At 56.3% G+C, this 26,102-nt stretch carries 27 protein-coding genes; 13 read left to right on the top strand and 14 right to left on the bottom strand.

Features of this window, described 5'->3' with window-relative positions; all coding sequences use genetic code 11:
- Nucleotides 1-84: 84 nt before the first annotated feature.
- Nucleotides 85-591 carry a pantetheine-phosphate adenylyltransferase gene (gene coaD, locus OKX01_RS15035; RefSeq protein ID WP_094197600.1) on the bottom strand — a complete coding sequence of 169 codons (507 nt, stop codon included), beginning with the start codon at nucleotides 589-591 and terminating at the stop codon, nucleotides 85-87.
- 20 nt (nucleotides 592-611) lie between these two features.
- Entirely contained in the window at nucleotides 612-1,241 is a 630-nt protein-coding gene (rsmD, locus tag OKX01_RS15030) for a 16S rRNA (guanine(966)-N(2))-methyltransferase RsmD (protein ID WP_094197599.1), read from the bottom strand.
- Between the two features lie 202 nt (nucleotides 1,242-1,443).
- On the opposite strand from rsmD, the gene ftsY reads away from it, so the two are divergent.
- Nucleotides 1,444-2,772 (top strand): signal recognition particle-docking protein FtsY, encoded by a 1,329-nt coding sequence (gene ftsY / locus OKX01_RS15025; protein WP_319802204.1) that lies wholly within the window; start codon nucleotides 1,444-1,446, stop codon nucleotides 2,770-2,772.
- Nucleotides 2,773-2,908: 136 nt separating this feature from the next.
- Here the strand turns inward: ftsY and OKX01_RS15020 are convergent, their stop codons facing one another.
- Nucleotides 2,909-4,438 carry a CYTH and CHAD domain-containing protein gene (locus OKX01_RS15020; protein ID WP_108728629.1) on the bottom strand — a complete coding sequence of 510 codons (1,530 nt, stop codon included), beginning with the start codon at nucleotides 4,436-4,438 and terminating at the stop codon, nucleotides 2,909-2,911.
- Between the two features lie 107 nt (nucleotides 4,439-4,545).
- A complete protein-coding gene (locus OKX01_RS15015) occupies nucleotides 4,546-5,385 on the bottom strand; it encodes an IclR family transcriptional regulator (RefSeq protein ID WP_094197596.1) in 840 nt (279 codons plus the stop codon).
- 115 nt (nucleotides 5,386-5,500) lie between these two features.
- Here OKX01_RS15015 and ribBA point away from each other — a divergent pair, with 115 nt between their 5' ends.
- Genes ribBA through OKX01_RS14985 form a run of 6 tightly spaced genes read left to right on the top strand, consistent with a single transcriptional unit; the run spans nucleotide 5,501 to nucleotide 9,679 of the window.
- On the top strand, nucleotides 5,501-6,667 hold the full coding sequence (gene ribBA, locus OKX01_RS15010; protein ID WP_108728631.1) for a bifunctional 3,4-dihydroxy-2-butanone-4-phosphate synthase/GTP cyclohydrolase II: 1,167 nt from the start codon (nucleotides 5,501-5,503) through the stop codon (nucleotides 6,665-6,667).
- Between the two features lie 14 nt (nucleotides 6,668-6,681).
- Nucleotides 6,682-7,200, top strand: coding sequence for a 6,7-dimethyl-8-ribityllumazine synthase (gene ribH, locus OKX01_RS15005; RefSeq protein ID WP_094197594.1), 519 nt, complete (start codon nucleotides 6,682-6,684; stop codon nucleotides 7,198-7,200).
- Nucleotides 7,154-7,669, top strand: a complete 516-nt coding sequence (gene nusB, locus OKX01_RS15000) for a transcription antitermination factor NusB (protein WP_042488795.1) — start codon at nucleotides 7,154-7,156, stop codon at nucleotides 7,667-7,669. Before ribH ends, nusB begins: the two co-directional genes overlap by 47 nt.
- 13 nt (nucleotides 7,670-7,682) lie before the next feature.
- Nucleotides 7,683-8,645, top strand: a complete 963-nt coding sequence (thiL, locus tag OKX01_RS14995) for a thiamine-phosphate kinase (RefSeq protein ID WP_125277985.1) — start codon at nucleotides 7,683-7,685, stop codon at nucleotides 8,643-8,645.
- A 9-nt stretch (nucleotides 8,646-8,654) separates the two neighbouring features.
- The gene (locus OKX01_RS14990) at nucleotides 8,655-9,176 is read left to right on the top strand and encodes a phosphatidylglycerophosphatase A (protein ID WP_094197592.1); all 522 of its coding nucleotides are present in this window, start codon (nucleotides 8,655-8,657) and stop codon (nucleotides 9,174-9,176) included.
- Complete coding sequence (locus OKX01_RS14985; protein ID WP_094197591.1) at nucleotides 9,173-9,679, top strand: CinA family protein; 507 nt, start codon at nucleotides 9,173-9,175, stop codon at nucleotides 9,677-9,679. Before OKX01_RS14990 ends, OKX01_RS14985 begins: the two co-directional genes overlap by 4 nt.
- A 2-nt stretch (nucleotides 9,680-9,681) precedes the next feature.
- On the opposite strand, the gene OKX01_RS14980 is transcribed toward OKX01_RS14985, so the two are convergent.
- Nucleotides 9,682-10,482: an IclR family transcriptional regulator C-terminal domain-containing protein gene (locus OKX01_RS14980; RefSeq protein ID WP_264672007.1), complete on the bottom strand. Its 801-nt coding sequence runs from the start codon at nucleotides 10,480-10,482 to the stop codon at nucleotides 9,682-9,684.
- Nucleotides 10,483-10,631: 149 nt separating this feature from the next.
- Between OKX01_RS14980 and OKX01_RS14975 the strand changes: the two genes are divergently transcribed.
- Complete coding sequence (locus OKX01_RS14975) at nucleotides 10,632-11,618, top strand: Bug family tripartite tricarboxylate transporter substrate binding protein (RefSeq protein ID WP_094197589.1); 987 nt, start codon at nucleotides 10,632-10,634, stop codon at nucleotides 11,616-11,618.
- Between the two features lie 10 nt (nucleotides 11,619-11,628).
- On the top strand, nucleotides 11,629-12,891 hold the full coding sequence (locus tag OKX01_RS14970; RefSeq protein ID WP_094197588.1) for a CaiB/BaiF CoA transferase family protein: 1,263 nt from the start codon (nucleotides 11,629-11,631) through the stop codon (nucleotides 12,889-12,891).
- A 303-nt stretch (nucleotides 12,892-13,194) separates the two neighbouring features.
- On the opposite strand, the gene OKX01_RS14965 is transcribed toward OKX01_RS14970, so the two are convergent.
- The 9 genes from OKX01_RS14965 to OKX01_RS14925 all read right to left on the bottom strand — a co-directional run bounded on the left by OKX01_RS14965 (nucleotide 13,195) and on the right by OKX01_RS14925 (nucleotide 22,111).
- Nucleotides 13,195-13,368, bottom strand: a complete 174-nt coding sequence (locus tag OKX01_RS14965) for an MSCRAMM family adhesin SdrC (RefSeq protein ID WP_264672006.1) — start codon at nucleotides 13,366-13,368, stop codon at nucleotides 13,195-13,197.
- Nucleotides 13,369-13,385: 17 nt separating this feature from the next.
- Entirely contained in the window at nucleotides 13,386-14,213 is an 828-nt protein-coding gene (gene pyrF / locus OKX01_RS14960; RefSeq protein ID WP_094197587.1) for an orotidine-5'-phosphate decarboxylase, read from the bottom strand.
- A gap of 5 nt (nucleotides 14,214-14,218) precedes the next feature.
- Nucleotides 14,219-14,602, bottom strand: coding sequence for a diacylglycerol kinase (locus OKX01_RS14955; protein ID WP_094197586.1), 384 nt, complete (start codon nucleotides 14,600-14,602; stop codon nucleotides 14,219-14,221).
- A 154-nt stretch (nucleotides 14,603-14,756) separates the two neighbouring features.
- Complete coding sequence (groL, locus tag OKX01_RS14950) at nucleotides 14,757-16,403, bottom strand: chaperonin GroEL (protein ID WP_094197585.1); 1,647 nt, start codon at nucleotides 16,401-16,403, stop codon at nucleotides 14,757-14,759.
- 34 nt (nucleotides 16,404-16,437) lie between these two features.
- A complete protein-coding gene (locus OKX01_RS14945) occupies nucleotides 16,438-16,725 on the bottom strand; it encodes a co-chaperone GroES (RefSeq protein WP_009454802.1) in 288 nt (95 codons plus the stop codon).
- A 159-nt stretch (nucleotides 16,726-16,884) separates the two neighbouring features.
- The gene (locus OKX01_RS14940) at nucleotides 16,885-17,445 is read right to left on the bottom strand and encodes a DUF1697 domain-containing protein (protein WP_264672005.1); all 561 of its coding nucleotides are present in this window, start codon (nucleotides 17,443-17,445) and stop codon (nucleotides 16,885-16,887) included.
- A gap of 426 nt (nucleotides 17,446-17,871) precedes the next feature.
- Complete coding sequence (iaaH, locus tag OKX01_RS14935) at nucleotides 17,872-19,299, bottom strand: indoleacetamide hydrolase (protein WP_264672004.1); 1,428 nt, start codon at nucleotides 19,297-19,299, stop codon at nucleotides 17,872-17,874.
- 123 nt (nucleotides 19,300-19,422) lie between these two features.
- Nucleotides 19,423-20,571 carry a sensor domain-containing diguanylate cyclase gene (locus OKX01_RS14930; RefSeq protein ID WP_264672003.1) on the bottom strand — a complete coding sequence of 383 codons (1,149 nt, stop codon included), beginning with the start codon at nucleotides 20,569-20,571 and terminating at the stop codon, nucleotides 19,423-19,425.
- An 838-nt stretch (nucleotides 20,572-21,409) separates the two neighbouring features.
- Nucleotides 21,410-22,111, bottom strand: a complete 702-nt coding sequence (locus OKX01_RS14925; RefSeq protein WP_264672002.1) for a pirin family protein — start codon at nucleotides 22,109-22,111, stop codon at nucleotides 21,410-21,412.
- Between the two features lie 97 nt (nucleotides 22,112-22,208).
- Between OKX01_RS14925 and OKX01_RS14920 the strand changes: the two genes are divergently transcribed.
- The 4 genes from OKX01_RS14920 to OKX01_RS14905 all read left to right on the top strand — a co-directional run bounded on the left by OKX01_RS14920 (nucleotide 22,209) and on the right by OKX01_RS14905 (nucleotide 26,083).
- Nucleotides 22,209-23,126 carry a LysR family transcriptional regulator gene (locus tag OKX01_RS14920; RefSeq protein WP_094197580.1) on the top strand — a complete coding sequence of 306 codons (918 nt, stop codon included), beginning with the start codon at nucleotides 22,209-22,211 and terminating at the stop codon, nucleotides 23,124-23,126.
- Nucleotides 23,127-23,187: 61 nt separating this feature from the next.
- Nucleotides 23,188-23,655: a nuclear transport factor 2 family protein gene (locus tag OKX01_RS14915; RefSeq protein WP_264672001.1), complete on the top strand. Its 468-nt coding sequence runs from the start codon at nucleotides 23,188-23,190 to the stop codon at nucleotides 23,653-23,655.
- A 248-nt stretch (nucleotides 23,656-23,903) separates the two neighbouring features.
- The gene (locus tag OKX01_RS14910) at nucleotides 23,904-24,896 is read left to right on the top strand and encodes a phosphate acetyltransferase (protein WP_094197578.1); all 993 of its coding nucleotides are present in this window, start codon (nucleotides 23,904-23,906) and stop codon (nucleotides 24,894-24,896) included.
- On the top strand, nucleotides 24,896-26,083 hold the full coding sequence (locus tag OKX01_RS14905; RefSeq protein WP_264672000.1) for an acetate/propionate family kinase: 1,188 nt from the start codon (nucleotides 24,896-24,898) through the stop codon (nucleotides 26,081-26,083). Before OKX01_RS14910 ends, OKX01_RS14905 begins: the two co-directional genes overlap by 1 nt.
- Nucleotides 26,084-26,102: the final 19 nt, after the last annotated feature.

The raw sequence follows: 26,102 nt of genomic DNA, 5'->3' as shown, positions 1-26,102 counted from the left end.
GCGCAGTGTCCTGATAAACGTGGTCCTTGGATTTGACCAGTCGGTCACCTTACAGTGTAGTACGGACCGCTGCACAGGGCGAGTTCAGGTCGCTGAAACCGCTTGTTGCTTGCGCTCCTGGGCTTTGGTTTGTAGCCAGCGCTCCACAGACGGGAACACAAATTTGCCCACATCGCCGCCCAAAATGGCAATTTCGCGCACGATGGTGCCAGAGATGAACTGGTACTGGTCCGAGGGGGTCATGAACATGGTCTCGACTTCGGGCAGTAAGTGACGGTTCATGCCCGCCATTTGAAATTCGTATTCAAAGTCGGACACGGCGCGCAGGCCACGTACGATAACGCGACCATTTTGTTCGCGCACAAAGTCCTTGAGCAGGCCGGAAAAGCTTTTCACTTCCACGTTCGGGTAGTGGCTGAGCACTTCGGAGGCGATCTCAACACGCTCTTCAACGGTGAAGAAAGGGCGCTTGTTCTGGCTGGAGGCCACACCGACCACGACGTGATCGAAAAGGTTGGCGGCTCGCCGGACAAGGTCTTCATGGCCTCGGGTCAGGGGGTCGAAGGTGCCGGGGTAAACAGCTGTGATCATGGTGCATCCGCGTAAGGGGTTCAAGTTGGCAGGTCGGCGTCCGGGGAGAGCGGTGCAGGCGTCCCGGAAAATTCGGCATTATTGACTGTTTTTTGCATCGCAGCAAATCGCAACAAATGATAATGTACCTGCCCTGCCTTATCCTGTCGTAGTATCCCGTATTGATCCGGGGCTTGTATAGGGGTTTCGGATTCAATGTAAACCAGCGCGTCCGGTGCCAGCACATTGGGCAGCAAGGGCCAGATACGGTCCATCCAGTCTTGCGCAAAGGGTGGGTCTATAAAGACCAGGTCGTAGCGCATCTGGCTGCGCTCCAGAATATGAAGGGCGTCGCCAGCATGGATGCGCACGTGCTCTGCCTTGAGTTTGGTACGCAAGCTGCGCAAATTGGTCACTGCGGGTCCGTGGCGTTCCACCATTTGTACAAAGGCGACACCGCGTGAGGCCGCTTCAAAACCTAACGCTCCGCTACCGGCAAACAGGTCCAGCACGTTCTTGTCACTGAATTGACCACCCCAGAAGTGGTTAAGCCAGTTAAACAGTGTTTCGCGTACACGGTCCGGTGTGGGCCGCAGACCGGGTGCATCGACGACTGAAATCGGTGTGCGACGGTAATCACCACCTACAATACGGACAGCATGTTTTCTCATTAGCGCTTTGATCGGATAATGTGGTCATTCAACAGAATTTTCTAGTGTAAATCGTATGTTCAGTTTTTTTAAAAGAAAGAAGGCCAAGCCAGAGCCACAAGTCACTCAAACGGAGCTGACCGAGCCGCTTTCTCCTGCTCAGCCCGAGGCTGACGCATCCCCTGCAGTATCGCAGGAGCAAACTACGCCGATTCAAACGCCGGTGGCCCCGCCTGCTGTGGTGTTGGATAGTCAGGCTGAACATCGCGCTGCGTCCGAGTCTACGCCCACGCAGCCAGCGGTGCCACAACCGGCCCCGGCCAGTGTCCCGATGCCCGAGCCTGCGCGTGTCTATGAGCCGGACGGTCAGCCCGTACCCGAACCCGTTCGTACCCCTGAGCCGGAAGTGCCGCCGGTTCCAGAGCCAAGCCGTGCTCCGGAACCCGAAGTTGTGCCGGTGCCTGAGCCCGAGGTGCAACCGATTCCTGAGCCAGAGCCGCAGCCAGAACCTGAGGTGCAGCCGATTCCTGAACCGGTGCCGCCGCCAGAGCCAGAGATTGTTCCTGTTCCTGCCCCACAGCCCGAGCCAGTACCTGCTCCTGCCCCAGAGCCAGAGGCCGCCGCCCCAGTGGTAAAAACCTCTTGGATGTCTCGCCTGAAACAGGGTTTGTCGCGCACAGGTCAAAGCCTGAGCAGCCTGTTTGTCGGTGCCAAGGTTGATGAATCGCTGTTCGAGGAACTGGAAGACGCCTTGCTGATGGCGGACGCGGGAGTCGAGGCGACCGAGAAACTGATTACCGCTTTGCGCGCCCGTGTTCGCAAGGAAAAAGTCAGTGATGCGGCCCAGGTCAAACAGATCCTGTGCGATATTCTGACTGATCACTTGAAGCCCTTAGAGAAATCCTTTCCTTTGGAGTCGAGCAAGCCGCTGGTTGTCATGATTGCCGGGGTGAACGGTGCAGGTAAAACCACGTCTATCGGCAAGTTGGCGCACACCTTCCAGGAGCAGGGCGCAAAAGTCCTGTTGGCTGCTGGTGATACTTTCCGGGCTGCCGCTCGTGAACAACTGATTGAGTGGGGCACCCGCAATAATGTCAGCGTTATTGCCCAAGACGGTGGTGACCCGGCTGCAGTGGCTTTTGATGCGGTACATGCAGGCCGCGCCCGTGATATGGGGGTGGTCATGGTGGATACCGCCGGTCGCTTGCCGACCCAACTGCATCTGATGGAAGAACTCAAGAAGATCAAGCGTGTCATCGGCAAGGCTGATGGTCAGGCTCCCCATGAGATTTTGTTGGTTGTAGATGGCAACACTGGCCAGAATGCCATTTCCCAGATTCGCGCATTTGATGCCGCGTTGGGTTTGACGGGTTTGGTTGTGACCAAGCTGGACGGTACGGCCAAAGGCGGGACGCTGGCTGCCGTTGCCGCCTGTGCGCAAGGCGTACGTCCTATTCCGGTCTACTGGATTGGCGTGGGCGAGGGCATGCAGGATCTGCAGGCGTTTGTGGCCCGTGAATTTGCGTCGGCCTTGTTGGGCATGAACGCTTAAGCCAAGTTTGGTTGCACAGAAAAACCGGCGATGTCTCTAAAGGCATCGCCGGTTTTTTATGGTTGGACTGTCCAAGGGGACAAGTGCCACCTGGTGGGCCCCAAAGGCTCAGGGGGCTGTTTAGTGGCCTGGGGGTTTAGCGTCGTAGCAGTTCAATTTGTGGTTGATGCTGATCCAAGGCATTGAGCGCATGCTGGGCATGGGCGGCACGTCCTTGGCGGGCATGGGTCAGCCAGTCTCGTGCGAACTGGGCTTGCTCGGGGTTGGCCGCATGTTGGGCATACCAGTCCAGGGCCACGTCCACGTCGGTCACTGCACCAATCAAGGCCTGACATTCGCGTAGCACTTTGTGCAGCCCCTGTTTGTCGGCTGCGCTGGGCAAGAACTCCAGGCAGTAGCGCAGGCTCTTGATCCGGTTGCGCAAACGATGTTGCTTGTCCTGACTGATCTGTGCAAAGCGCTGGCCGCGTAGTTGAATCGTTTGAAACCAGCGGCTGATACGCGCTTCCACCAGATGTTCGGGCTGGGCCACACCATTGAGTTCCAGCGTGGGGCCACAGATCAGGCTTTGCAGATTACTCAATAGCAAGGATTGGAACTCGGCAGCGCTGGCCAATTGCACAGGGTCATGCTCCAGGTGGGCCGGAATGGGTTCGGGAGCCGGGCCAGGCATGCCTGCTTGCAGCAGCAAGGGGGTAATTTCCAGGTGCACCAGGTCGTGGTCACGCGCCTGGCCAAACAAGCCGAAATAATGCGTCAGACGGGTATTGGCGTAGCCTTCGCTGGCTGACAGCCACATTTTGAACAACTTGCGGCAGGAGCGCAGGCGGCGCAGGCCCACGCGCATCAAGGCCAGATAGTCGGCCTGGCGGGAGGAGTCTGGGCGTATGCCATCCACGCCCGCCAGCAAAGCCGCATTGCGAATGACCTGCTCCAGGCTCATGGTGGCGCTCAGGCTGTAGAACTGTTCCAGCTCTTCGGTGTCGACAAAATGCGGCTTGGGTAAATCGTAGGCTTTGCGCGTCAAGGCGGCAGCAACCTGCTCGGGTGACAGGTCCAGGCTTTCGGATTTGGCCCGCCGGCGATCCACTAGGCTGGCCAGTGCATCGCCGCGCTCGGACTTGCTGCGCATCTCCAGAATCAGGCCATGCTTGTACAGCCAGCGCTGGCCGACTTCAAACATGGTCAGGCTCTCGCCGCGAATCAGCTCAATTTCCAGCTCGTTGACCTGTAGTGTCAAGCCATTGGATTCGATGTGACCTACGTCATAGGCCAGCTCCAGCTCCGACTGTCCCTGCTTGATCAGGGCCAGTTCGCGCTGGATTCGGGTTTGATAGCGGGCTTGAATCTGATCCGCGTAGCGGGACAGTGCTGTATGGGCAGGCGTGTCCTGATACAGGCTCAGATCCAGCTTCGGGCCTGGGCGGGGGTGATTGAGTTCAATGCGGGACAGGGTGTCAGGACCGGGCAGCTTGACGGTTTGAACCCATTGCTCGCCTTCCTTGCGCAGTCGCAGGGCGATACTTGAGCGCGCCAAATCGCGTTCGGGCGTGTCAAAGTAAATGGCATTTAAGGTAATGCTTCCCGTGCGTACCGCGTCAAAGGCGGTCAATAAACCGGGACGGGCACTCTCGGGTACAAAAAATTTCAGTTCTTGTTCTAGCACAGCATCGCACTCGAGAAATCGCCCACAACAGGTGGGCGGATAAAACAATTATTTTGCATGTAAACCCGCCAAACTTGAAGTAGCGACACCCCTATAAGTGTGTGCAGTCATGTCAGGTTTGATAAAGGCGGAGTGCCCAGCGGTTCGCGCCAGCCCAATTGATGCGAAATGCTGTTGGCGCACTGGCGCAATTGGGCCAGGATGGGGCTGTCGATACTGGCATCAAACAGCGTGCTGGGCCCCAGACTGGTCAAGGCCAGCACAATCTGGCCAGAGTGATCGAACACGGGGACGGACAGGGCATCGATACCGGGAAGGGGGTTGCCCAGTGCCTGGGCCACACCTTGCTCGCGGATTTTTTCCAGCATGGCCGCCAGCTCGTTGGGGCTGGGGCGCAGCGGGCTGATGCTGGTGACAACGGCACTGTCGCCCGCTTCGCGCTCAATGTAGTGGCGAGCCACTTCCGGGGGGAGCCAGGCAGCAAAGACGTGGCCGGTCGCCGTATGCAACATGGACATCACCGTGCCGCAGCGCATGTTCACATGGACCGGATAGCTGGCCTCGCTGATATGAACCATGGTGGGGCCGTGTGAGCCCAGCACCGCCAAACCCAATGTATGCCCAATGCGCGAGGCCCAGGCCTGAACCAGGGGCAGGGCAATTTTGACCGGGTTCTGGCTTTGCAGACTGACCAAACCCATCTGCAAGGCAAAAGGCCCCAGCTCGTACAGCCCGGTCGCCGGAGCCTGCTGTACCAGTCCTACGTTGGTAAAGCTGACCAGATAAGGGTGGGCTTTGGCCGAGCTCATTCCCGCTTGCGTGGCCAGATCACGTAGCATCATGGGTTGTCCGCTGTCCACCAGCACTTTCAACAGGCCAAAGCCCGTTTCAATGGATTGAATACGGCGACGTTTTTCGTCCAGCGCAGGCAAAATGGGGTCGGTCATAGGGGTTTGGGGCGGTTTGACACGGTCTTTAAGTGTACCGACTAATGAAGCTGCCCGCCGGGGCCCGGGTGTCGTAAAATGGCCTTAATTATTATCTGTCTGAGCAAAGAGCACGATGAATCAAGAAATTCAGTCCGACGCTGGTCAACTGGGCACCAGTCCAATCGCTCCCGTTCCAGAGATTGTGGAAGAGCTGCGCGCAGGGCGCATGGTTATTCTGGTTGACGAAGAGGACCGTGAAAATGAAGGCGACCTGGTCATGGCTGCCGAGTTCGTGAATGCTGAAGCGATCAACTTCATGGTGACGCATGGCCGCGGTCTGGTTTGCCTGACCCTGACCGAAGAGCGGTGCCGCCAACTGGATTTGCCTTTGATGGCCACCCGCAACGGCACGCGTTTTGGCACCAACTTCACGGTGTCGATTGAAGCGGCTGAGGGCGTGGAAACCGGTATTTCCGCTGCTGACCGCGCCCGCACCGTGCAAGCGGCTGTGGCCCGGGATGCGCGCCCAATTGATCTGGTGCAGCCCGGTCACATTTTTCCGTTGAAGGCGGCCAAAGGTGGCGTGCTGGTGCGTGCCGGTCATACCGAAGCGGGTTGTGACTTGACGGCGATGGCGGGTTTGACTCCGGCCGCTGTTATCTGCGAAGTGCTCAATCCAGACGGAACCATGGCACGCTTGCCGGATTTGCTGGTGTTTGCTCGCGAGCATGGCATCAAGGTTGGCACCATAGCAGACCTGATTCAGTACCGTAGCGAACACGAGTCCATGATCGAGCGTTTGCACAAAAAACCCGTAAAAACGCCTTATGGCGAATTTGAGTGCCATGCCTACCGCGACCTGTCTTCTGGTGGTTTGCACCTGGCATTGGTTCACGGTGAAATCAGCCCGGACGTGGAAACTCTGGTCCGTGTGCATGAACCGACTACCGTGCTGGATGTCTTGATCGAGGGCGATGTGGGCCACAGTTGGACCTTGCCAGTGGCTTTGCGTACCGTAGCCACATCCGACAGCGGTGTTGTGTTGTTGATGAATTGTCAGAACTCCGAAGAAGAGAGTTTTGAGCAGATTCAGGCTTGGGGTGCAGACAGTCCGGCCCAGGCGCCACGCGGTCGTCCTAGCCGCAATGATTTGCGCACGTATGGAATTGGTGCACAAATTTTGCGTGACCTCAATGTCGGCAAAGCCCGTTTGATGTCGCGACCACGTAAAATGCCAAGCATGGCCGGGTTTGCATTGACCGTGACGGGTTACCATAGCGAACCAGATTCTCAATCCTAAGCGGAGCTTCCAACATGAATCCTTACATTGTTACCCCTGACCTGAATGGGGAAGGTCTGCACATTGGTATTGTGCGTGCACGTTTCAACGAGTCTATCGGCCTGGCCGAGTTGGAAGCCTGCCTCAAAGAGCTGGAGGCTCTGGGCGTGGACGAGCGCGACGTGACTGTTCTGTCCGTACCTGGCGCGCTGGAATTGGGCATCACCCTGGGCCAGATGGCTGAAACCGGCGAGTTCGATGCTCTGATCGCTCTGGGTGCCGTTATCCGCGGTGATACCTACCACTTTGAAGTGGTCAGCAATGAAAGCGCTTCGGCCATTACTCAGGTCTCCCTGGCAACCGGTATTCCTGTTGCCAACGGTGTACTGACCACCAACACAGATGAACAAGCCGAAGTTCGCGCTGCTGAGAAAGGTCGCGATTGCGCCCGTACAGCGGTCGAGCTGGGCAATCTTATCGCCGTCCTCGAACCCGAGCTGGACGACGATGAGGACGAAGATTACGAGGACGAAGATCTTGACGACGACAAATAAAGTCCCGGCCAGTAAGGCCAACGGACGATCCGCGCGCCGCCGCTCGCGCGAATTTGCCCTGCAGGGCATCTATTCCTGGCTTTTGCGAGGCGCGGATGGCCTGCAGGAAGCCACCTCCATCGACGCCCATATTCGGGGCGACGAGGAGTTTGGCGAAGCCGATGCAGCCTGGTTCAAAACCTTGCTGTTTGGTGTGATGCGCGAAGCTCCTGTGCTGCGCGAACGTTTTTTGCCTTATGTTGATCGTCCTTTGGAAGAACTCTCTCCCATCGAACATGGCATCTTGCTCATTGGCAGTTACGAACTGGTGCATCACGTTGAAGTGCCTTACCGTGTTGCCATTAACGAAGCTGTCGAGCTGGCCAAGTCCTTCGGCGGTACTGATGGCTTCAAATTCGTGAACGGCGTGCTGGACAAGCTGGCCGCCGACGTACGCGCACCCGAAGTTGCCAAGCAGGCCCGCCGCTAAAACGGGGCGTGCCGTGCTGAACGAGTTCGGTCTTATCCAGCAGTATTTCAATCGTCCTGCTCCCGAAGGCTATTTGGGAGTGGGCGATGATTGCGCCCTTTTTACGCCTACACCCGGCTGGCAACTGGCCAGCAGCGTCGATCTTCTGATCGAAGGGCAACATTTCTTTGCCGATGTGGACCCCTTTTTGTTGGGACACAAGGCGCTGGCCGTGAATCTGTCGGATCTGGGCGCCATGGGGGCCAAACCACGAGCCTGTCTATTGGCCCTGTCCCTGCCCGAAGTCCGGCCTGAATGGCTGCAAGCATTTTCCCAAGGTTTGTTCCAACTGGCCGATCAGGCGCATTGCCCCTTGATTGGTGGTGATACCACGCGCAGCAAGCAAGGGGTGGTGATCAGTATTACGGTGCTGGGTGAGGTCCGGGCGGGGCAGGCTTTGCAACGTAGCGCCGCCCAGCCCGGTGACGATATCTGGTTGACGGGGACGCTGGGGGCGGCAGACATTGCCTTGCGGCTTTTGCAAGGACGCCTGGCCACTGACCCCGATCGCCTGGCTGCCAGCCGCCCAGCGTTGGAACAACCTTGGCCGCCGTATCGCCTGGGGCATGCCCTGGCAGGTTTGGCCCATGCCGCCATTGATGTGTCTGATGGCCTGGTCCAGGATCTGGGTCATATCGCCAAAGCCAGTCAATGCGCCGCCCATCTGGATTGGAACGCTTTGCCGCTGGACTCATCCCTGAAGGGCCTGCCTGCTGATTTGCAACGTGAAGCGGTTCTGGTTGGCGGCGACGTTTTTCAACTGTGTTTCACCGCAGAACCCCTACATCGGGAATCCATCATGGCGCTGGCCCAGCGCGAAGGTGTGCCGCTCAGCCGTATCGGCTCCATGCACGCCGGTAGCGGGGTGTATGTGCGTGATCAACAGGGTTTGCATCCTGCCCCTGCCCAGGGCGGTTTCGATCATTTTGGTGGCTGAGTCTGTGTCATGAGCACATTTCCTGATCCTTCCTTGAATCCGATTCAACGTCCTACCCTGGATTGGGTGGTGAAAAAGCCTTGGCGCTTGATCGCCTTCGGTGGTGGCACTGGCGTGTTGCGCCCAGGGCCGGGTACCTGGGGCACGGTACTGGCCTGGGTCTTGTGGGTCTTGGGTCTGCATGTGCTGACCGACACGCAAATGGCTATTTTCTTGCCGGTCTCCTTTTTCATTGGTTGCTGGGCTTGCCACCGCACAGGCTACGACCTGGGCGTGTCTGATCACAGCGGCATGAACTGGGATGAGATGGTGGCCTTCTGGCTGGTGTTGTGGCTGATTCCGCAGACCTGGCTGGCACAGGGCATCGCATTCGTGTTATTTCGTTTTTTTGATATTCTCAAACCTGCGCCGATTCGCTATTTTGATCGTCGTCTGCATAATGGGTTTGGCGTTATGTGGGATGATCTCCTGGCGGCAGGCTACACCTTGTTGCTGATGGCTGTCTTGGTACGTTTTGGAGTTTTCTCATGAGCGATTACGAGCACGGCAATGCTGCCCTGGCCCTGGGGCAAGCCCTTAAAGATCGCGGCTGGATGGTCGCCTGCGCCGAGTCATGTACCGGTGGCCTGTTGGCTGCTGCCTTGACGGACTTGCCCGGCTCCAGCGCCTGGTTTGAGCGCGGTCTGGTCACGTACAGCAACAAGGCCAAGGTTCAGGAACTGGGTGTGAACCAGGACACCCTGGATCGATTTGGTGCGGTCAGCGAAGAAACCGCCATGGAAATGGCGGCGGGTGCGCTGGAAGCTACCGCAGATGCCGAGTTGGCTATTTCCACGACCGGCATTGCCGGCCCGGACGGAGCAACGCCAGGCAAGCCGGTTGGTCTGGTGTGCTTTGGTTTTGCGCAGCGCCGTGGCGATGGCATTGTGACCCGCGCCTCTGCCCGTATCTTTGACGGCGATCGTGCTCAAATTCGTCAGCAGGCTGTGGAATACGCCTTGACCAGTGCGCTGACCATGCTCAATCCGGCCTGATCTTAGGCCGGTAACATCAAACCCAGCTGCCGGGCGCTCGAACGCAGTTCGGGCAGGCAGCGCCGGATCAACTGTTCTTCAGTGTCCTGCCAGTCTTTGATACTGATGCTCATCCCCGCGACAACACGTCCGCTGGCACTGCGCACGGGTACGCCAATTGCCGTCAAACCCAGCTCCAGCTCTTCCTTGATCAAGGAATAATCCTTTTCCTGCACCTGTTTCAATTCGCGCAGCAAAGCCTCGCGAGTATGGGCGGTGTATTGCGTCATGATCTTGAAAGGTGCCAGCTCCAGGTAAGCATCCAGTTTGCTGGATGGCAACTGCGACAGCAGCATCCGCCCGATCGAGGTGCAGTGGGCAGGCAAACGGCTTCCCAAGCCCAGAGACACGGTTAGTACGCGCTGCCGTTGTGCGCGTGCCAGATACAGAATCTCGTCCCCGTCCAGCAAGGCCAGCGCACAGGTTTCACCAACACGATCACTTAAATCGTCCAGTATGGGTTGCGCCAGGCTGACGATGGAGGTCGAGGAAAAATAGGCATGGCCCAATTGCAAAATTGCCGGACGCAGTTTCCAGAACACGCCTTCCTGCTCTGCATAACCCAGGGCTCGCAAAGTGTAGAGGCAGCGTTGCACCACTGCTCGCGCCAGGCCGGTTTTCAGGGCAATTTCTGCGGCCCGTAATGGCCGCCTTCTGTCTGAAAACGCCGTAATCACCTGCAGGCCACGGGCTAGCGACTGCATATAGTCCGGGTCGCCTTTGTAGTTGTCGGCGGGGGGGATTGTCTCTTTGTTGATGGTCATTGCGTGATAGGGGGCAAGATTCAGTTTTGTTCGATTAGCGAACTAAACGGAATTTATAAGAATTATCGATGATAAATTGTAAAAAAAACAAGACTTAGCAATTAAATAATCAAGTTCGATTATCGAACAAAATAAGTTTGGAGAGATTCATGAATAAAGTCCTAGCCCGTAAAGTGGCTCCTTTGCTAACCGGCATGGGTTTGTTGTTTTGTTCTTTGGGAGCGCAGGCCGCGTACCCGGACAAGCCTATTCGTCTGGTTGTGCCCTTTACACCGGGCGGCGTGACGGACGTGATTGCCCGAGGTGTCGCCAAGGAAATGTCCAAAGATCTGGGCCAGACCATCGTTGTGGAGAACAAGCCCGGTGCCAGCGGCATTATTGCGACGGACTTCGTTGCAAAATCTGCCCCCGATGGTTATACCGTCTTGCTGGCCGCTGTTGGTCAGGCCGTCGTGAACAACCACCTCTACAAGAAACTGCCTTACGATCCAGCGCAGGATCTGACGGCTGTTTCCCTGGTGGCCGAAGGACAGAACGTGCTGGTGGTCAATGCTCAGCAAAGCCCCTTTAAGACAGGTGAAGAGCTGATCAACTACGCTCGCTCCAAGCCTGAAGAGCTGACTTACGCCTCCTTTGGTAACGGCTCTTCCTCGCACTTGTCGGCAGCCGCCTTTACCACGATGGCCAATATCGATGTTATCCATGCTCCCTACCGTGGCAGTGCACCTGCCATGACCGATTTGCTGGGTGGCCATATCTCCTTCATGTTCGATAGCATGGGTACGGCGATTACACATATCAAGGCCAATACCGTGCGCCCCTTGGCCGTGTCCGGCCCGGAGCGTTCTTCCTTGTTGCCAGAGGTGCCCACCTTTGCCGAGCTGGGTCTGAATCAGGGCTATAACGTGACGGCCTGGTTTGGTTTCCATGTCAGTAGTGGCACGCCTCCTGAAATCGTCGAGCGCCTGAGCCAGTCCATGAGAACGGTCAGTGAGAACACCGAGTTTGTTGAAGGCTTCCGTCGTCAGGGCGTGGATATCCTTTCCTCCACCCCTGCTGAGTATGCCGAGTTCCTGCGTCAGGAAGACGAAAAGTTGGGCAGCCTGATCAAGCAGGCCAATATCACGCTGGACTAATCGTTTTTGAATGGAGCACTGTAACGTGAGCGATCAGCACGTCTCGCAGGCAATACGTCCTGCCCCTTTGGATGGCATCCGGGTTCTGGATCTGACACGCATTCTGGCTGGCCCATGGTGCACGCAGAACCTGGCTGATCTGGGGGCGAATGTCTACAAGATAGAGCGGCCCGAAACTGGCGACGATACGCGCGCCTGGGGCCCGCCCTTTTTGCAGACACCGGATAAGGAGGATACGGCTGAGGCGGCCTACTACCTGTCGGCCAACCGTAACAAGCAGTCGATCAGCCTGGATATTGCCAGTCAGGAGGGCGCGGATGTGGTGCGTGCCATGGCACGGGAATGCGACATCCTGGTCGAGAACTTCAAGGTGGGTGGTCTGGCCAAATACGGCCTGGACTATGCCAGCCTGAAAGCGATCAACCCGCGTCTGATCTATTGCTCGATTACCGGCTTTGGCCAGACCGGCCCTTATGCCGAACGTCCGGGTTATGACTTCATGATCCAGGCCATGGGTGGGATGATGAGCCTGACCGGAGAGCGTGATGACAAGCCCGGTGGTGGCCCTCAGAAAGCGGGGGTCGCTGTCGCGGACTTGATGACGGGTATGTATGCCACCAGCAGCATTCTGGCCGCCTTGTTTGAACGCTCACGCAGCGGCTTGGGGCAGCATATCGACATTGCCTTGCTGGACTGTCAGGTTGCCATGTTGGCTAACCAGAATATGAACTATCTGGTGAGCGGGCAGGCCCCGAAGCGGGCTGGTAATGCGCATCAGAACCTGGTGCCCTATCAGGTGTTCCCAACGAAAGATGGCCACATCATTGTGGCTATTGGCAATAATCGGCAGTTCGCGGCTTACTGCGAAGCGATTGGCCATCCGGAAGTCGTGGAGGACGAACGTTTCCGTATCAACAGCCAGCGGGTCAAGCACCGGGATGAGCTAGAGCAGATCCTGAGCGCCGCGATGCAAAAGCATCCTAGTGCGTATTGGTTGGAAGCCCTGGACAAGATTGGCGTACCAGCCGGGCCTATCAATGATCTGCATGGGGTGTTCTCGCATCCGCAGGTTCAGGCCCGGAATATGCGTATCGAGCTGGCTCACAGCCAGGCGGGCAAGGTCAGCATGACGGCCAGCCCCATGCGTTTTTCAGATAGCCCAGTGTCTTACCGCATGGCTCCGCCGCAATTGGGTGAGCATACCGAGCAGGCTCTGCAGAGTGTATTGGGGGCCGATAGCCCGGAGCTGAAGCAGTGGCGCGACCGGAACTAGGCTTGAGCTCAGCTTAAAAGCCAAAACTCTCATCAGAATTGGAACCTGTGCCAGAGCCGAAGTAGGGGCCTGGTTTAGTGTTTAGGCTTGTGGCTGGAGCAGTGTCGGATCGATACTCTCGTTCGGCAGCTTGAAATACAGCTCAGACCCGAGACCAGGGCTGGTAGCTTAGCAGGGGCTGAACTTGTTTCTTGTGTTTAAGCTTCAGACTGAGCCCGAGCCGGATTTATGGTTCGTAGCTTAATAAAAAGCCCTGCTCATTTGGGATTGAATCCAAGTGAGCGGGGCTTTCTTGTCTCTACACTAACTGCTGTCGCTGTCGCTGTCGCTGTCGCTGTCGCTGTCGCTGTCGCTGTCGCTGTCGCTGTCGCTGTCGCTGTCGCTGTCGCTGTCGCTGTCGCTGTCGCTGTCGCTGTCGCTGTCGCTGTCGCTGTCGCTGTCGCTGTCGCTGTCGCTGCCTCCGAACTTATTGAGCAAGCAGGAAGGGCCAGGAATTACCGTTTCTTGTTGCGCGCGTCATTAATGGCATTGCGCGTGGCAATCGCCGCTGCTTGAGCCGCATCACGCCAGTCATCCCCCCGGCTGGCGTACAGAATGGCGCGCGACGAGTTGATCATCATGCCGTTACCTTGGGAGTCCATACCAGCAGCAACGGTGGCGTCCACATCGCCACCCTGGGCACCAATGCCGGGCACCAGCAAAGGCATATCGCCAATACGGGCACGCACCTTGCCGATTTCGTCGGGGAAGGTGGCGCCCACGACCAAAGCACATTGACCGTTCGTATTCCACTTCTCTGCCACCAGGCTGGCCACGTGCAAGTACAGCGGGGTACCGTCAGCCATTTCCATGAATTGCAGGTCTGAGCCGCCGGGGTTGGAAGTGCGGCACAACACGATCACGCCTTTGTCCTTGTGCTCCAGGTAGGGCTCTACCGAGTCAAAGCCCATGTAGGGGCTGACGGTGACGGCATCAGCGCGATAGCGCTCAAAGGCTTCGCGTGCGTATTGTTCGGCGGTCGACCCCACGTCCCCACGCTTGGCATCGAGCACGATGGGCAGATGAGGGTAGCGACTGCGAATGTAGTCGCACAGATCTTGCAACTGATCCTCGGCACCCTGAGCGGCAAAGTAGGCGATCTGGGGTTTGATGCCACAGGTGTAGTCGGCGGTGACGTCCACAATCGCTTTGCAGAACTCATAAATCGCGCCGGGTTTGCTGGCCAATTCCAAAGGCAAGCGGGCAGGGTCTGGGTCCAGACCCACCATCAACATGGATTGGTTGTCCGTCCAGGCACGGTTCAGTTTTTCTATGAATGTCATGGGAATCAGGAAAGTAAACGGCTATACAAAAAGCTGAGCCAGACGGCACCAGCAAAAATAAGGGACAGCAGCACGGCAGCACTGGCCAGATCCTTGGCCCGCCCGATCAAGGGGTGGTGCTCCAGGGTAATCGTATCGGCCAGGGCCTCCAGGGCTGAGTTCAGCAGCTCCACCACCAGCACAAAGACCAGTGCGCCCAGCAAGACCAGAATTTCCGCCGGGGTTTGCCCCAGCCAGAATGCCAGTGGCGTCAGGATGACAGCCAAGGCCAGTTCCTGGCGAAAGGCAGCCTCATGGCGCAGGGCTGCGGCCAGACCCTGGCTGGAGTAGCGCAAGGCATTGAACAGGCGGCCCAAACCACCTTTGCTTTTGAATGGAGAGTCTGACATGAAGGAAACAGCAGATTGAAGTGCCCTGATTATAGGGGTTTGCTTGGACGAAAAAAAACCGGATGGAAAAATCCATCCGGTTTTTGTACTAAAAGCGTGGCGATCAGGGCAGAAGTGATCAATTTCCGCCCGGATCGGGGTGCTGATGTGTGGCTTAGAAGCCGCCCATACCACCCATGCCGCCCATACCACCCATGTCAGGCATGGCTGGAGCAGGTTTGTCTTCCACGATTTCCGACACGGCCACTTCGGTTGTCAGCAACAGGCTGGCGATCGAAGCTGCGTTTTGCAGAGCAGTGCGGGTAACTTTGGTTGGGTCCAGAACACCTTGCTCAACCAGGTCACCGTACTCGCCAGTAGCCGCGTTGTAACCGTAGGTGCCGGTGCCGCTGGCCACTTGGTTGACAACCACGCTGGCTTCTTCGCCGGCGTTGGAGACGATGGTACGCAAAGGAGATTCGATCGCACGCAGGATCAGTTTGATACCGGCGTCTTGGTCGGTGTTGTCGCCTTTCAGTTGGGCAACCGCTGCGCGAGCACGAATCAGTGCAACGCCACCGCCAGGAACGATACCTTCTTCGACGGCTGCGCGAGTAGCGTGCAGGGCGTCTTCAACGCGAGCTTTCTTCTCTTTCATTTCGACTTCGGTGGCAGCGCCAACACGAATCACAGCAACACCGCCAGCCAGCTTGGCCACGCGCTCTTGCAGTTTTTCACGGTCGTAGTCGGAAGTGGACTCTTCGATCTGAACGCGGATTTGTTTCACGCGAGCTTCGATGTCGGTGCCGTTGCCAGCGCCGTCGATGATCGTGGTGTTTTCTTTGGCCACTTCAATGCGCTTGGCCTGACCCAGGTCGTCCAGAGTCGCTTTTTCCAGAGACATACCGGTTTCTTCGGAGATCACGGTACCGCCAGTCAGGATAGCGATGTCTTCCAGCATGGCTTTACGACGGTCGCCAAAGCCAGGAGCTTTAACAGCGGTGGTCTTCAGGATGCCGCGGATGTTGTTCACAACCAGAGTAGCCAGAGCTTCGCCTTCCACGTCTTCAGCAACGATCAGCAAAGGACGGCTGGTCTTGGCAACTTGCTCCAGTACGGGCAGCAGATCACGGATGTTGGAGATTTTCTTGTCGAAAATCAGCACAAATGGATCTTCCAGAACAGCAACTTGCTTTTCGGAGTTGTTGATGAAGTAAGGGGACAGGTAGCCGCGGTCAAACTGCATACCTTCAACCACGTCCAGTTCGTTTTCCAGCGATTTGCCGTCTTCAACGGTGATCACGCCTTCTTTACCAACTTTGTCCATGGCATTGGCGATGATCTCACCGATGGAGTGGTCGCTGTTGGCCGAGATGGAACCGACTTGAGCGATTTCTTTGCTGGTAGTGCAAGGACGGGACAGCTTGCGCAGTTCGTCAACAACGACGACCACAGCCTTGTCGATACCGCGCTTGAGGTCCATTGGGTTGATGCCGGCGGCAACAAACTTCAGGCCTTCTTCAACGATGGCTTGAGCCAGCACCGTAGCGGTCGTGGTACCGTCACCGGCGTTGTCGGAAGTCTTGGAGGCAACTTCTTTAACCAGTTGAGCACCGATGTTCTCGAACTTGTCTTTCAGTTCGATTTCTTTGGCAACGGACACACCGTCTTTAGTGACGGTAGGGGCGCCAAAGGAGCGGTCCAGAACCACGTTACGGCCTTTAGGGCCCATGGTGGTCTTAACAGCATTGGCCAGAACGTTAACGCCGCGCACGATGCGGGTACGTGCGTCGTCGCCGAAGTAAACTTGTTTTGCGGTCATGGTTTGAATCCTATTGAATTTTCGTTGGCGGTACTTATTCGATCACGGCGAAGATTTCTTCTTCGCGGATCACCAGCAGCTCTTCACCGTCGATCTTGACGGCCTGGCCGGAATACTTGCCAAACAGAACTTTGTCGCCGACCTTCAGATCCAGCGCCAGAACCTTGCCGTCCTCGGTTTTCTTACCGGGGCCAACGGCCAGGATTTCGCCTTGATCGGGCTTTTCAGTCGCGCTCTCGGGGATAACGATACCGGAAGCGGTGGTGCGTTCGTTGTCCAGACGCTTGACGATCACTCGATCGTTCAAAGGACGCAGTGCCATGGAGAAACTCCTGTTTAAAGATGACTTTAGTTGTTGGTCCGATTTTGGGGGCGAGGTGCTTTAGCACTCAACCCCTTCGAGTGCTAATTATAGGGACGACTTTCCTAATTTCAAGAGCACCAGGGTCGGGTTGTTACATATTTGTCCTGGGGCGTGAATTTACTGGATGTTAGCGGGGGAGACGCCATCAGTACCCGTACTCAAGGCAATCAGCTTGCTCATCGTGTTGAAGTTGCGTGTAGTAGCAACGACCTTGAGCTTTTTCTCGATGAAATTATTGTTGGCTTTCAGGTCTCGATACCGGCTTGCGCACACGATATAGGCGATGTCATCAATGACGCGGACCTGATCCGGGGTATGCTCCAGGGCTTGGAAGGCTTGCAGCAGGGTTTTGTCTGCCGGCGAGCGCAGCAGAGTGAAATAAAGCTGGCTGGGGTTCTGGTGCTTGAAAGGATTGTTCTCCATGACTTGCATGAAGTAAGCCGGTGTTCGGGCGATGACCTGAATGTCTCCGCCCAGGTTTTCCTTGATGGCGTGATGAACCAGTTGCTCCAGCTCTGGCTGTTCCAGCTCCGTAGACACAATGGCATTGCCGCTTTGAATATAGGTTCTGACATCCCGCAAACCAGCCGCTTCCAGAGCCGCCCGCAGCGGTGCCATCAGCACTTTGTTTTTGCCGGTAGGCATGACGCCGCGTAATAAAAGAATCTGTGTGTTCATTGGTCTTTTTTTATATCGGAACCAGGTTTGATCAAGGGATATGTTCTTAACAGAGAGCGTGCTTGCTTGCAGGCAGGTGGGGCAGAGGGGCAATGAATGAACTGTGAGCAGCTTGGCCCAGGCGTCAGGGGAGAGAGTGGGTAGAGAGGTCAGAGTTGCTATTTATAGCCAGTAGCAAGTGATGGTGTCTGTATGAAAACACAGTATTTAGTTTAGCGTTTCAAGACCGCTGCTTTCAACTGAAATAGGTATGACATGGCTTGTATCCGCTTGGCTGTGATTGAGGCAAGGAAAGGGGGGAGTCCCTGAGATGGATACTGGTCGAAAAGAAAACAGGCCAGACTTCCTGACGAAGCTGGCCTGTATTCTTAAGCTGAAGGTGCCTTTATTGGGGCATTTACTCATCCTTGGAGCGCTGATGACGGATTAAGCGACGGTAGGACGTTTGCTCAAATCCGGCGCAGGTGTCGCTGGCAGCAAAGGATCAATCGCCCGGCACAGAGCCAGCAACAGATCATCGGCACCGATGCCCGCTTCAATCAACATCCCCACGGGCAAACCGCCCGACAGGCCGATAGGCAGGGAGATGCCTGGTGCGCCCAGGTTTGAGCCCACATCGGTGCGCGAGATATAGGTGTTGAACGTAGGTACCGCCTTGCCGTTCATCATGGTGGTTTCATCATCGCCAATCGGGCAGGCGGTCAGCGGGCTGGTCGGGAAGATCAAGCCACTCACATTGGACTGGCGCAGCAGGTCTGCATAAGCTTGTTGCATCAGCGGGCGGTCTACATGCAGCGCCTCTTCGTAAGCTTCCTGGCTGATGGTGTAGTCGCCGGTAATGGCATCGAAAATCTCTTTCACATCGGGGCTATGGATGCCGGCAATTAGCTCGTCCAGACCGATGCCGTACTTGTTCTCGGCCAGATACAAAGGCAGATGCTGCAAGGTCTCGTACAGCACAATCGGCATGCCAACGCGAGCATTGATCTTCAGAACCGGGGACAGATCGACATTGACCAGCGTGACACCGGCTTTTTGCAAATCATCCAGAAAGGCCAGGGTGACGTCGGCTACACCGGCATCCATCTCTTTCCAGAAGCTGTCACGGGGCACACCCAGGCGCAGTTCCTTCAAGGAGGGAGTGGTCAGGATGGAAGGGGTTTTCTGGCAGAGCAGGCTATCGAGCAAACTGATGTCAGCCAGACTGCGGGCCATGGGGCCTGCCGTATCGCGGGTAGGGGACAAAGGCACAATGCCCTGGCCCGAATAACGGCCCACCGTAGGACGGAAACCGTACAGACCACAAAGCGCGGCAGGCAGGCGTACCGATGCGCCTGTATCCGTGCCCAAACCAGCTGGGAATTGACGGGCTGCCACCACCGTTGCGGTGCCGCCGGAAGAACCACCGGGAATACGGTTCGGGTCATACGGGTTGCGGCTGGGGCCGGTGGTGGCGTTATTGGTCGTAATGCCAAAAGCCAGCTCGTGCATCACGGACTTGGCGGGCAGCACAGCACCGGCTTTACGCAATTGTGCGACGACATCCGCATCTTTCAGTGGCACGCGGCCTTGCAGCGCACCGGTGCTGGATGTGGTAGGCATGTCCGTGGTGTTCAGATTGTCTTTCAGTACCAAAGGCACACCATCCAGCGCCAAGGCTTGGCCACGGGCGCGGCGTGTGTCGGACTGATCTGCCTGCTGGTAAAACAGTTCTGAGTTCAAATGCGCCAGGCCGCCCAAGTGGGCCATTTCTTGTGACTGTTTGAGCAGTTCATCGGCAATCTCGCGGGCGCTGAACAGGCTGTTTTCCAGGCCTGCCAGCAGTTCACTGGCACTACGTTCGGTAAGGGACATGGGGTCTCCTGGGAAAGCGTGAACGCTTCCGGTTTTTACTGTAATAGTTCGATCAATCAGCCTCTAACAGGGCTGTCTTGAAAAAGAGAGACAGTAAGGGTATCAGCAAGCCGCAGGGATCGCTCAGGAAGCCTTCCAAATGACCTTGTTGCGGCCAGCATGCTTGGCCTCATACAAAAGCCGGTCTGCTTGTTCAATAGCCTGATTGATGTCGCCATTGCTGTTTAGTTGCACTACCCCGAAACTGGCCGTCAGTGTGTGCGCCGTGGCGGGGATATGCAGATTCATCGCACTGCTGCGCAAACGTTCGGCAACCAGTACGGCGGTGTGCAAACTGGTACTGCGTATCAGCAAGACAAATTCCTCTCCCCCGAAGCGGGCTGCCAAATCATCCTGTCGCACTGTACGGGCCAGTAAAGCTCCGAACTCCTTCAAGGCCCGGTCGCCTGCCGCATGGCCCCAGGTGTCATTGACGATCTTGAAGTGGTCCAGATCGCAGATGATGACCGCCCAGCCGGTATGCCCATATCGCTCCAGCCGTTTTTTAACCTGCTCGAAAAACGCGCGGCGGTTCAATAAACGGGTCAAAGGATCTTGGCTGCGCTCATGGTCTAGTGTCTGCACAATCGACATTGCTGTGCTGGTCAAGATGGCCAGTGCGATCCAAATGCTGATGAACATATTGGCAGCCAGCATCAAGAGCCAAAAACCGGATTGGGTCAGATCGGGCTGGATTTCACGCGGGATCAGCGTGGTCAGCGCCAACGCACGAAAAAAAGCGTAGAGCAGTGTCGTCAGATAAGAAGCCCGCAATAGCGCTGCCAAAGGAATAGGACGCGTGCGGCTAGACAATAGGATCGACTTGGCGGGCAGGGCGATCAGCAGGGCTAGGCTCCAGCCCAGTATCTGCAAACGTAGCCAGAGATCATCATGGATCTGGGAGAAATAAAAAAGCCCCCCCAGCGTGATAAACATGATCGTGCCAGCCAACCTGGGGGGAGAGCGCCCACCAAAACGCACAGCAACCCCATGCGCCAAGGCCCAGACACCAAACAGATACATCGTCGACAAGGGGACTGTCCAGCGTGCTAAATGCTCATTGGGCATCAGGCTGTGAATCCCCAACGGAATAGCCGTAGAGATATACCCCGAGGCAATCCAGAGAAGATAACGATGATCACGTAGACGACTCCAGCAGTAAATCATGGCCATGCCCAGTAATGCTGCACAGGCAGGGACGATCAGAACGAAATACTGGTTGGGAGAGGACACGGTGTGTTCTCGTTTGTTAAGAAGAGTTGAGTATCGGCGTTACAACAATTGTAACGATATTGTTGCAGTACAGAAGCTTATCGATTGAGAACAAACAGTTTAATCAGAGAAAAGAAGATGTTTTGATCTGCTTTGTGAGCCGGTTTCCGTTAAGGGAAAGCGCCGCAGAATAAGAAGAGAGAGAAAAACAAAGGATTGTTTACCTTACCTAAAGAAAAAATCAGGAATACTTTCCGAATTAAGTCCAAAAACAGACAGCCGAGCTAGTCCACTCCCCGCGACATTTTTCATGACAAGAAACCGGGCCACAAAAACTACCACTGAATCCATCACTAACTAGCCCGAAACGTGGCATTACAGTTACGTTTCACCCCTCCGTTGCTTACAATGCGAGCCGCTTGGAGCCCTGTCAGGGTGTCGGGGCGATTCAGAGTACTTGCCGCGGTCGGTTCTGAAATCCGGGATGCAAGCCCTGTGTTGTTTGAGCGGGGCGTTTGTGGTTCGTCCGGGGGACGAGCCACCCCGCGAGTTCACAGGGCGCCCGGATTTCAGAACTGACAAGGGCACCGGCGCGCAGCACCGGCAAGTGCTCAGCCCGGACACCCTGACAGGGCTCCAAGCGGCGTCTTTTTGACAAGATCCGAGTACCGAATAAGGCATCCGACCGACTTTCTAAGCGTCTCTTTGTTTGTTCAATCATTGAGCCGACACATGGCATCTAAAAACAAACATCTTCTCTTACCTGCGTTTAGTTCTTGAAAAACAGAACAGCAGAACAAAAAAGAAGAAGGGGAGAGCCCAAATCGCTCTCCCCATCCTTAAAACGCTTCATCAGCAATTACTGCGCCGTCTCAACCAGCACCAGTTCAGCATCCTCCAGCGCCTGAATTTCCAGCGTCGTCTCATTGCGAATCGCCGCCCCGTCACGGGCATTTAACTCCAGACCATTCACCGAAACCCGCCCAGTGGCAGGCACCAGATAAGCCAGATGTTCGGCAGGCAAAGACAAAGTCGTGCTTTGGCCTTTCTTCAAGGTCGCTCCCAGCACACGAGCCTGGGAGCGAATCGGCAATGCCTCCGCGTCCCCCTCAAAGCCACTGGCCAAGGCTACAAACTGCCCCGAACGCTCATCCTTGGGAAAAGGCTTGGCACCCCAGGCAGGTGGCAAACCACGACGCTCTGGCTGAATCCAGATCTGGAAAATTCGTGTCGTGCCCGTTTCCAGGTTGTACTCCGCATGGCGAATGCCCGTGCCGGCACTCATCACCTGCACATCCCCCGCTTCGGTACGACCCTTATTGCCCAAACTGTCCTGATGGCTGATGGCCCCTTCACGCACATACGTAATGATCTCCATATCGGCATGATCGTGAGGCGGAAACCCGGTGTTGGATGCAATCGTGTCGTCATTCCAGACACGCAGGGCGCCCCAGCTCATGCGAGCGGGATCGTAGTAATTCGCGAAAGAGAAATGGTGTTTGGCGTCCAGCCAACCGTGGTTGGCGCCGCCCAGTTCATTAAAAGGCCGATGTTCAATCATGGCGCGCTCCTTAATATTGGATACTAAAAAGAATTCTAGGCGCCTTGCTGATTGAATAAAATAGAATCAATAGCATAGAATTCATTCCAAAATTGATATGAAAACACTTCCGGACCTCCAGGCATGGGCCATCTTCGCCACCGTGGCGGAAACCGGCTCTTTTGCCCAGGCCGCTGAAGTCCTGGGCCTGTCCCAGCCCACCGTCTCCAAGGCAATCACCCGGCTGGAAAAACAACTGCAGGTTTCCCTGTTTCATCGAACCTCTCGACGCCTGTCCTTGACAGAAACCGGGCAAGCCAGCTTGCAGCAGGCCCAAACCGTTCTGGCTGCTGGACAAAGCGCCGAAGCCTTGGCGCGTGATCAAAAAGAAAGCTTGCAAGGCCGTATCAAGATCGCCGCTCCTATGTCCTTTGGATTGGAGCATCTGGCTCCCTTGCTGCCGGTTTTCATGCAACAGCACCCGGCTGTCCTGCTGGACCTGCACTTTAATGATGCCCAGGTGAACATTGTTGAACAGGGTTTCGACCTGGCCCTGCGCATCTCGGCCATGGATGATTCCAGTCTCCTGGTGCGTCGCCTGTGCAATCTGCGCTTGCGCCTGGTCGCCGCCCCCCGTTACTTGGCCAAATACGGTAGACCCACTCACCCCAGCGACCTGGCCCAGCATATGAGCCTGCGCTACGCCTACGAGCGACGCGGCAGTGTTTGGCGCTTTCAGCAGGGGGAGGAGTACTACTCCCAAACCGTGCCCTGTGCCTTGCAAGTCAACAACGCCCAAGCCTTGATCCCGCCCTTGCTGCAGGGCTTGGGGCTAAGCGTGCTGCCGCAATTTCTGTTGGGCGATATGCTCGAGCAAGGCCAATTGGAAGTCGTATTGCCGCAATGGGATCTGCCCAGTCTGACCTTGCATCTGCTGACGCCTCCGGGCCGGTCTCGTCCGGCGCGTGTGCAAGCTTTTATTGATTTTCTGATCGCCGGGTTTGCGCAAGCACCCTGGGCCGATTCCGGCCAGTAAGAAACAACCTGCATTTTGCCGCTAGACTGTCTGGTCCACTCTTGTTTTCTAGGAGATCAGTATGGATAAACGTCCTCCCTTGCCACCTTTCGATCTGGAGAGTGCTCGCCAGAAAGTGCGTGCTGCCGAGGATGCCTGGAACAGCCGTGACCCAGTCAAGGTTTCGCAGGCTTATACCGTGGATACGCGCTGGCGCAATCGCAGCGAATTTCCGCAGGGACGCGATCAGGTCCACTCTTTTTTAGAACGCAAATGGCAAAAAGAGCGTGAATACCGCTTGATTAAAGAGCTCTGGGCCTGGCATGAAAATAGAATTGCCGTGCGCTTTGCCTATGAATGGCAAGATGAATATGGGCAATGGTGGCGCAGTTATGGAAATGAAAACTGGGAGTTTGATGAAAATGGCTATATGGCGATACGCCATGCCAGTATTAATGACCTGGATATTACCGAGTCCGAGCGCAAATTCCATTGGCCCTTGGGCCGACGCCCCGACGAGCATCCCAGCCTGAGTGAATTAGGCCTGTAATTCCCAGCCCGGATACTAGCGGATCTGGGCTATTGTGATGAATAAACAGCCATCAACATAAAAAGTCCGGTTTGTATTGTGCAAAACCGGATTTTTTTAAATCTTTAATCTTGATGCCTCATTCATGGCGTATCTAAAAGAATGATGGACAAAATGTTGAAGTTTCCCTGTTCGCAATCAAAGACATGCGGGCAGATAAATGGTTTAGTGTTGGGTTAGCTTCATTCATCTCCAAGGAGTCATCTATCATGAATCACCCTGCTGGCTTGGATACGGCCCTTGCGGCTGCTGATCGCACTGGGCCTTCCAGTCATTATTCCCGATTGATCGAGCAAGCGCGCAAAGAGCCCAGTCGGATTTGTGTGGTGGCTCATCCTTGCGACGATGTGTCCCTGGGGGCCGCTTTGCAGGCACGGGCCCAAGGTCTGTTCGAGATTGTGCTGGTTGGCCCACAAGCCCGTTTGCATTCCGTGGCGGCAGAGCATGGTTTCAGCCTGGAAGGGGTGACCTTGATCGATACTCCTCATAGCCATGCTTCGGCAGAACGGGCCGTAGAAGAAGTACTGGCCGGACGTGCGCAGTTGCTGATGAAAGGTAGCCTGCATACGGACGAGCTGATTGAGGCCGTGCTCTGCACCCAGGGCAAAGGCTTGCGCACGGGGCGCCGCCTCAGTCATGTGTTCATCATGGATGTGCCCAGCTACCCCGTCCCTTTGTTTGTGACCGATGGCGCTATCAATATCTTTCCTGACCTGAGCGCCAAGGCAGACATCGTGCAAAACGCGATTGATCTGCACCACGGCCTGGGCCTGGGTAAACCGCTGGTCGCTATTTTGTCTGCGGTCGAGCAAGTCACAGAAAAAATTCCGACCACGCTGGAAGCCGCTGCCTTGTGCAAGATGGCTGATCGCGGCCAGATTACGGGCGGTGTGCTGGATGGCCCCCTGGCGCTGGATAATGCCATTAGCCCCGAAGCGGCGCGTATTAAAGGGATTGTGTCGCCGGTGGCGGGCAAGGCGCAGATTCTGGTGGCCCCTGATCTGGAAGCGGGCAATATGCTGGCTAAAAACCTGACCTTCCTGTCCGGCGCGCAGGCCGCCGGTATTGTGATGGGCGCACGCGTGCCCATCATTCTGACCAGCCGTGCCGATAGTGCCCAGACCCGCATGGCCTCTTGCGCTGTTGCCAGCATTTACGCCGGTTATCTGGAGCGTAAAGTTGCTCTGGAGGCCAAGCACTAATGAGCGAGCAGATTCTGGTCATTAATGCAGGCAGCTCCAGCCTGAAGTTTCATATGTACAAGGTTCAGCCGGGCGACCAACTGGATTTTGAATTTGGGGGGCAGGTTTCGGGCATTGGCAGTAAGCAGCCTGCTTTCAAGGTCAAGGAGGCTCAAGGTCAATCCATGATCAAGCAGGACCTGGATGGTGAACAGGCCAAAGACTTGCACACCGCTCAGGCTTTGGTGGCGCGCTGGTTGCTGGAGCATGTCGATGGCCGGCCTATTGCGGTGGGCCATCGCATCGTGCATGGGGGCGCTCGCTATGACAGCAGTGTGCCTTTGACGCCGCAGGTGCTGGAATATCTGGACAGCCTGTCGCCTCTGGCGCCACTGCATCAGCAGAACAATCTGGCCCCAGTTCGCGTAATTTTTGAACATTATCCAGAGATTTTCCAGGTAGCGTGTCTGGACACGGCCTTCCACCAAGGGCATGTCCCGTATTTGCAGCATTTTGCCTTGCCGGAGCGTTTCTTTGAGCAGGGTGTACGGCGCTACGGTTTTCACGGTTTGTCCTACCAGTATATTTCCCAGCACTTGCGCCGGGAATTCCCCGAGTTGGCCGACGGACGTGTCGTCGTTGCTCACTTGGGTTCCGGGGCCTCGGCTTGCGCTTTGAAAGAAGGTCGTAGCGTTCACACCACCATGGGCTTTACGGCGCTGGATGGCTTGCCGATGGGCACGCGTCCAGGTCGTCTGGATGCCGGTGTGGTGCTGTGGATGTTGGAGCAGGGCATGGAGCATGACGAGATCCAGTCCGTGCTCTACACCCAGTCCGGTCTGAAAGGCTTGTCCGGCGATCAAGCCGATATGCGCGCTTTGGAAGCCTCGCACGATCCTCGTGCCAAGCTGGCGGTGGACTACTTTTGCTACCACACGGCTGACAATCTGGCGGGCTTGTGTGTGGCCTTGAAGGGGCTGGATACCTTGGTGTTTACAGCCGGGATTGGCGAGCACAGCCCATCTATTCGTGCGGGTATTGCCAAGCACCTGGAGTGGATGGGTGTGCGGATTGATCCGACGCGTAACCAGTCAGGACAAACCGTCATTTCGACAGACGACAGTCCGGTCAAGGTCCTGGTCATTCCAACCAACGAAGAGCGGGTCATAGCTGAGCAGTCTCTCGCCTTGGTGCGGAAACGGTCATAGCACCACCGTAGCGGTTTGA

This window comes from Alcaligenes sp. SMD-FA, assembly GCF_025960365.1.
GTDB lineage: Bacteria > Pseudomonadota > Gammaproteobacteria > Burkholderiales > Burkholderiaceae_B > Alcaligenes > Alcaligenes aquatilis.
The sequence above is the reverse complement of the archived record's forward strand: the minus strand, read 5'-3'. Positions and strand labels throughout refer to the sequence as shown.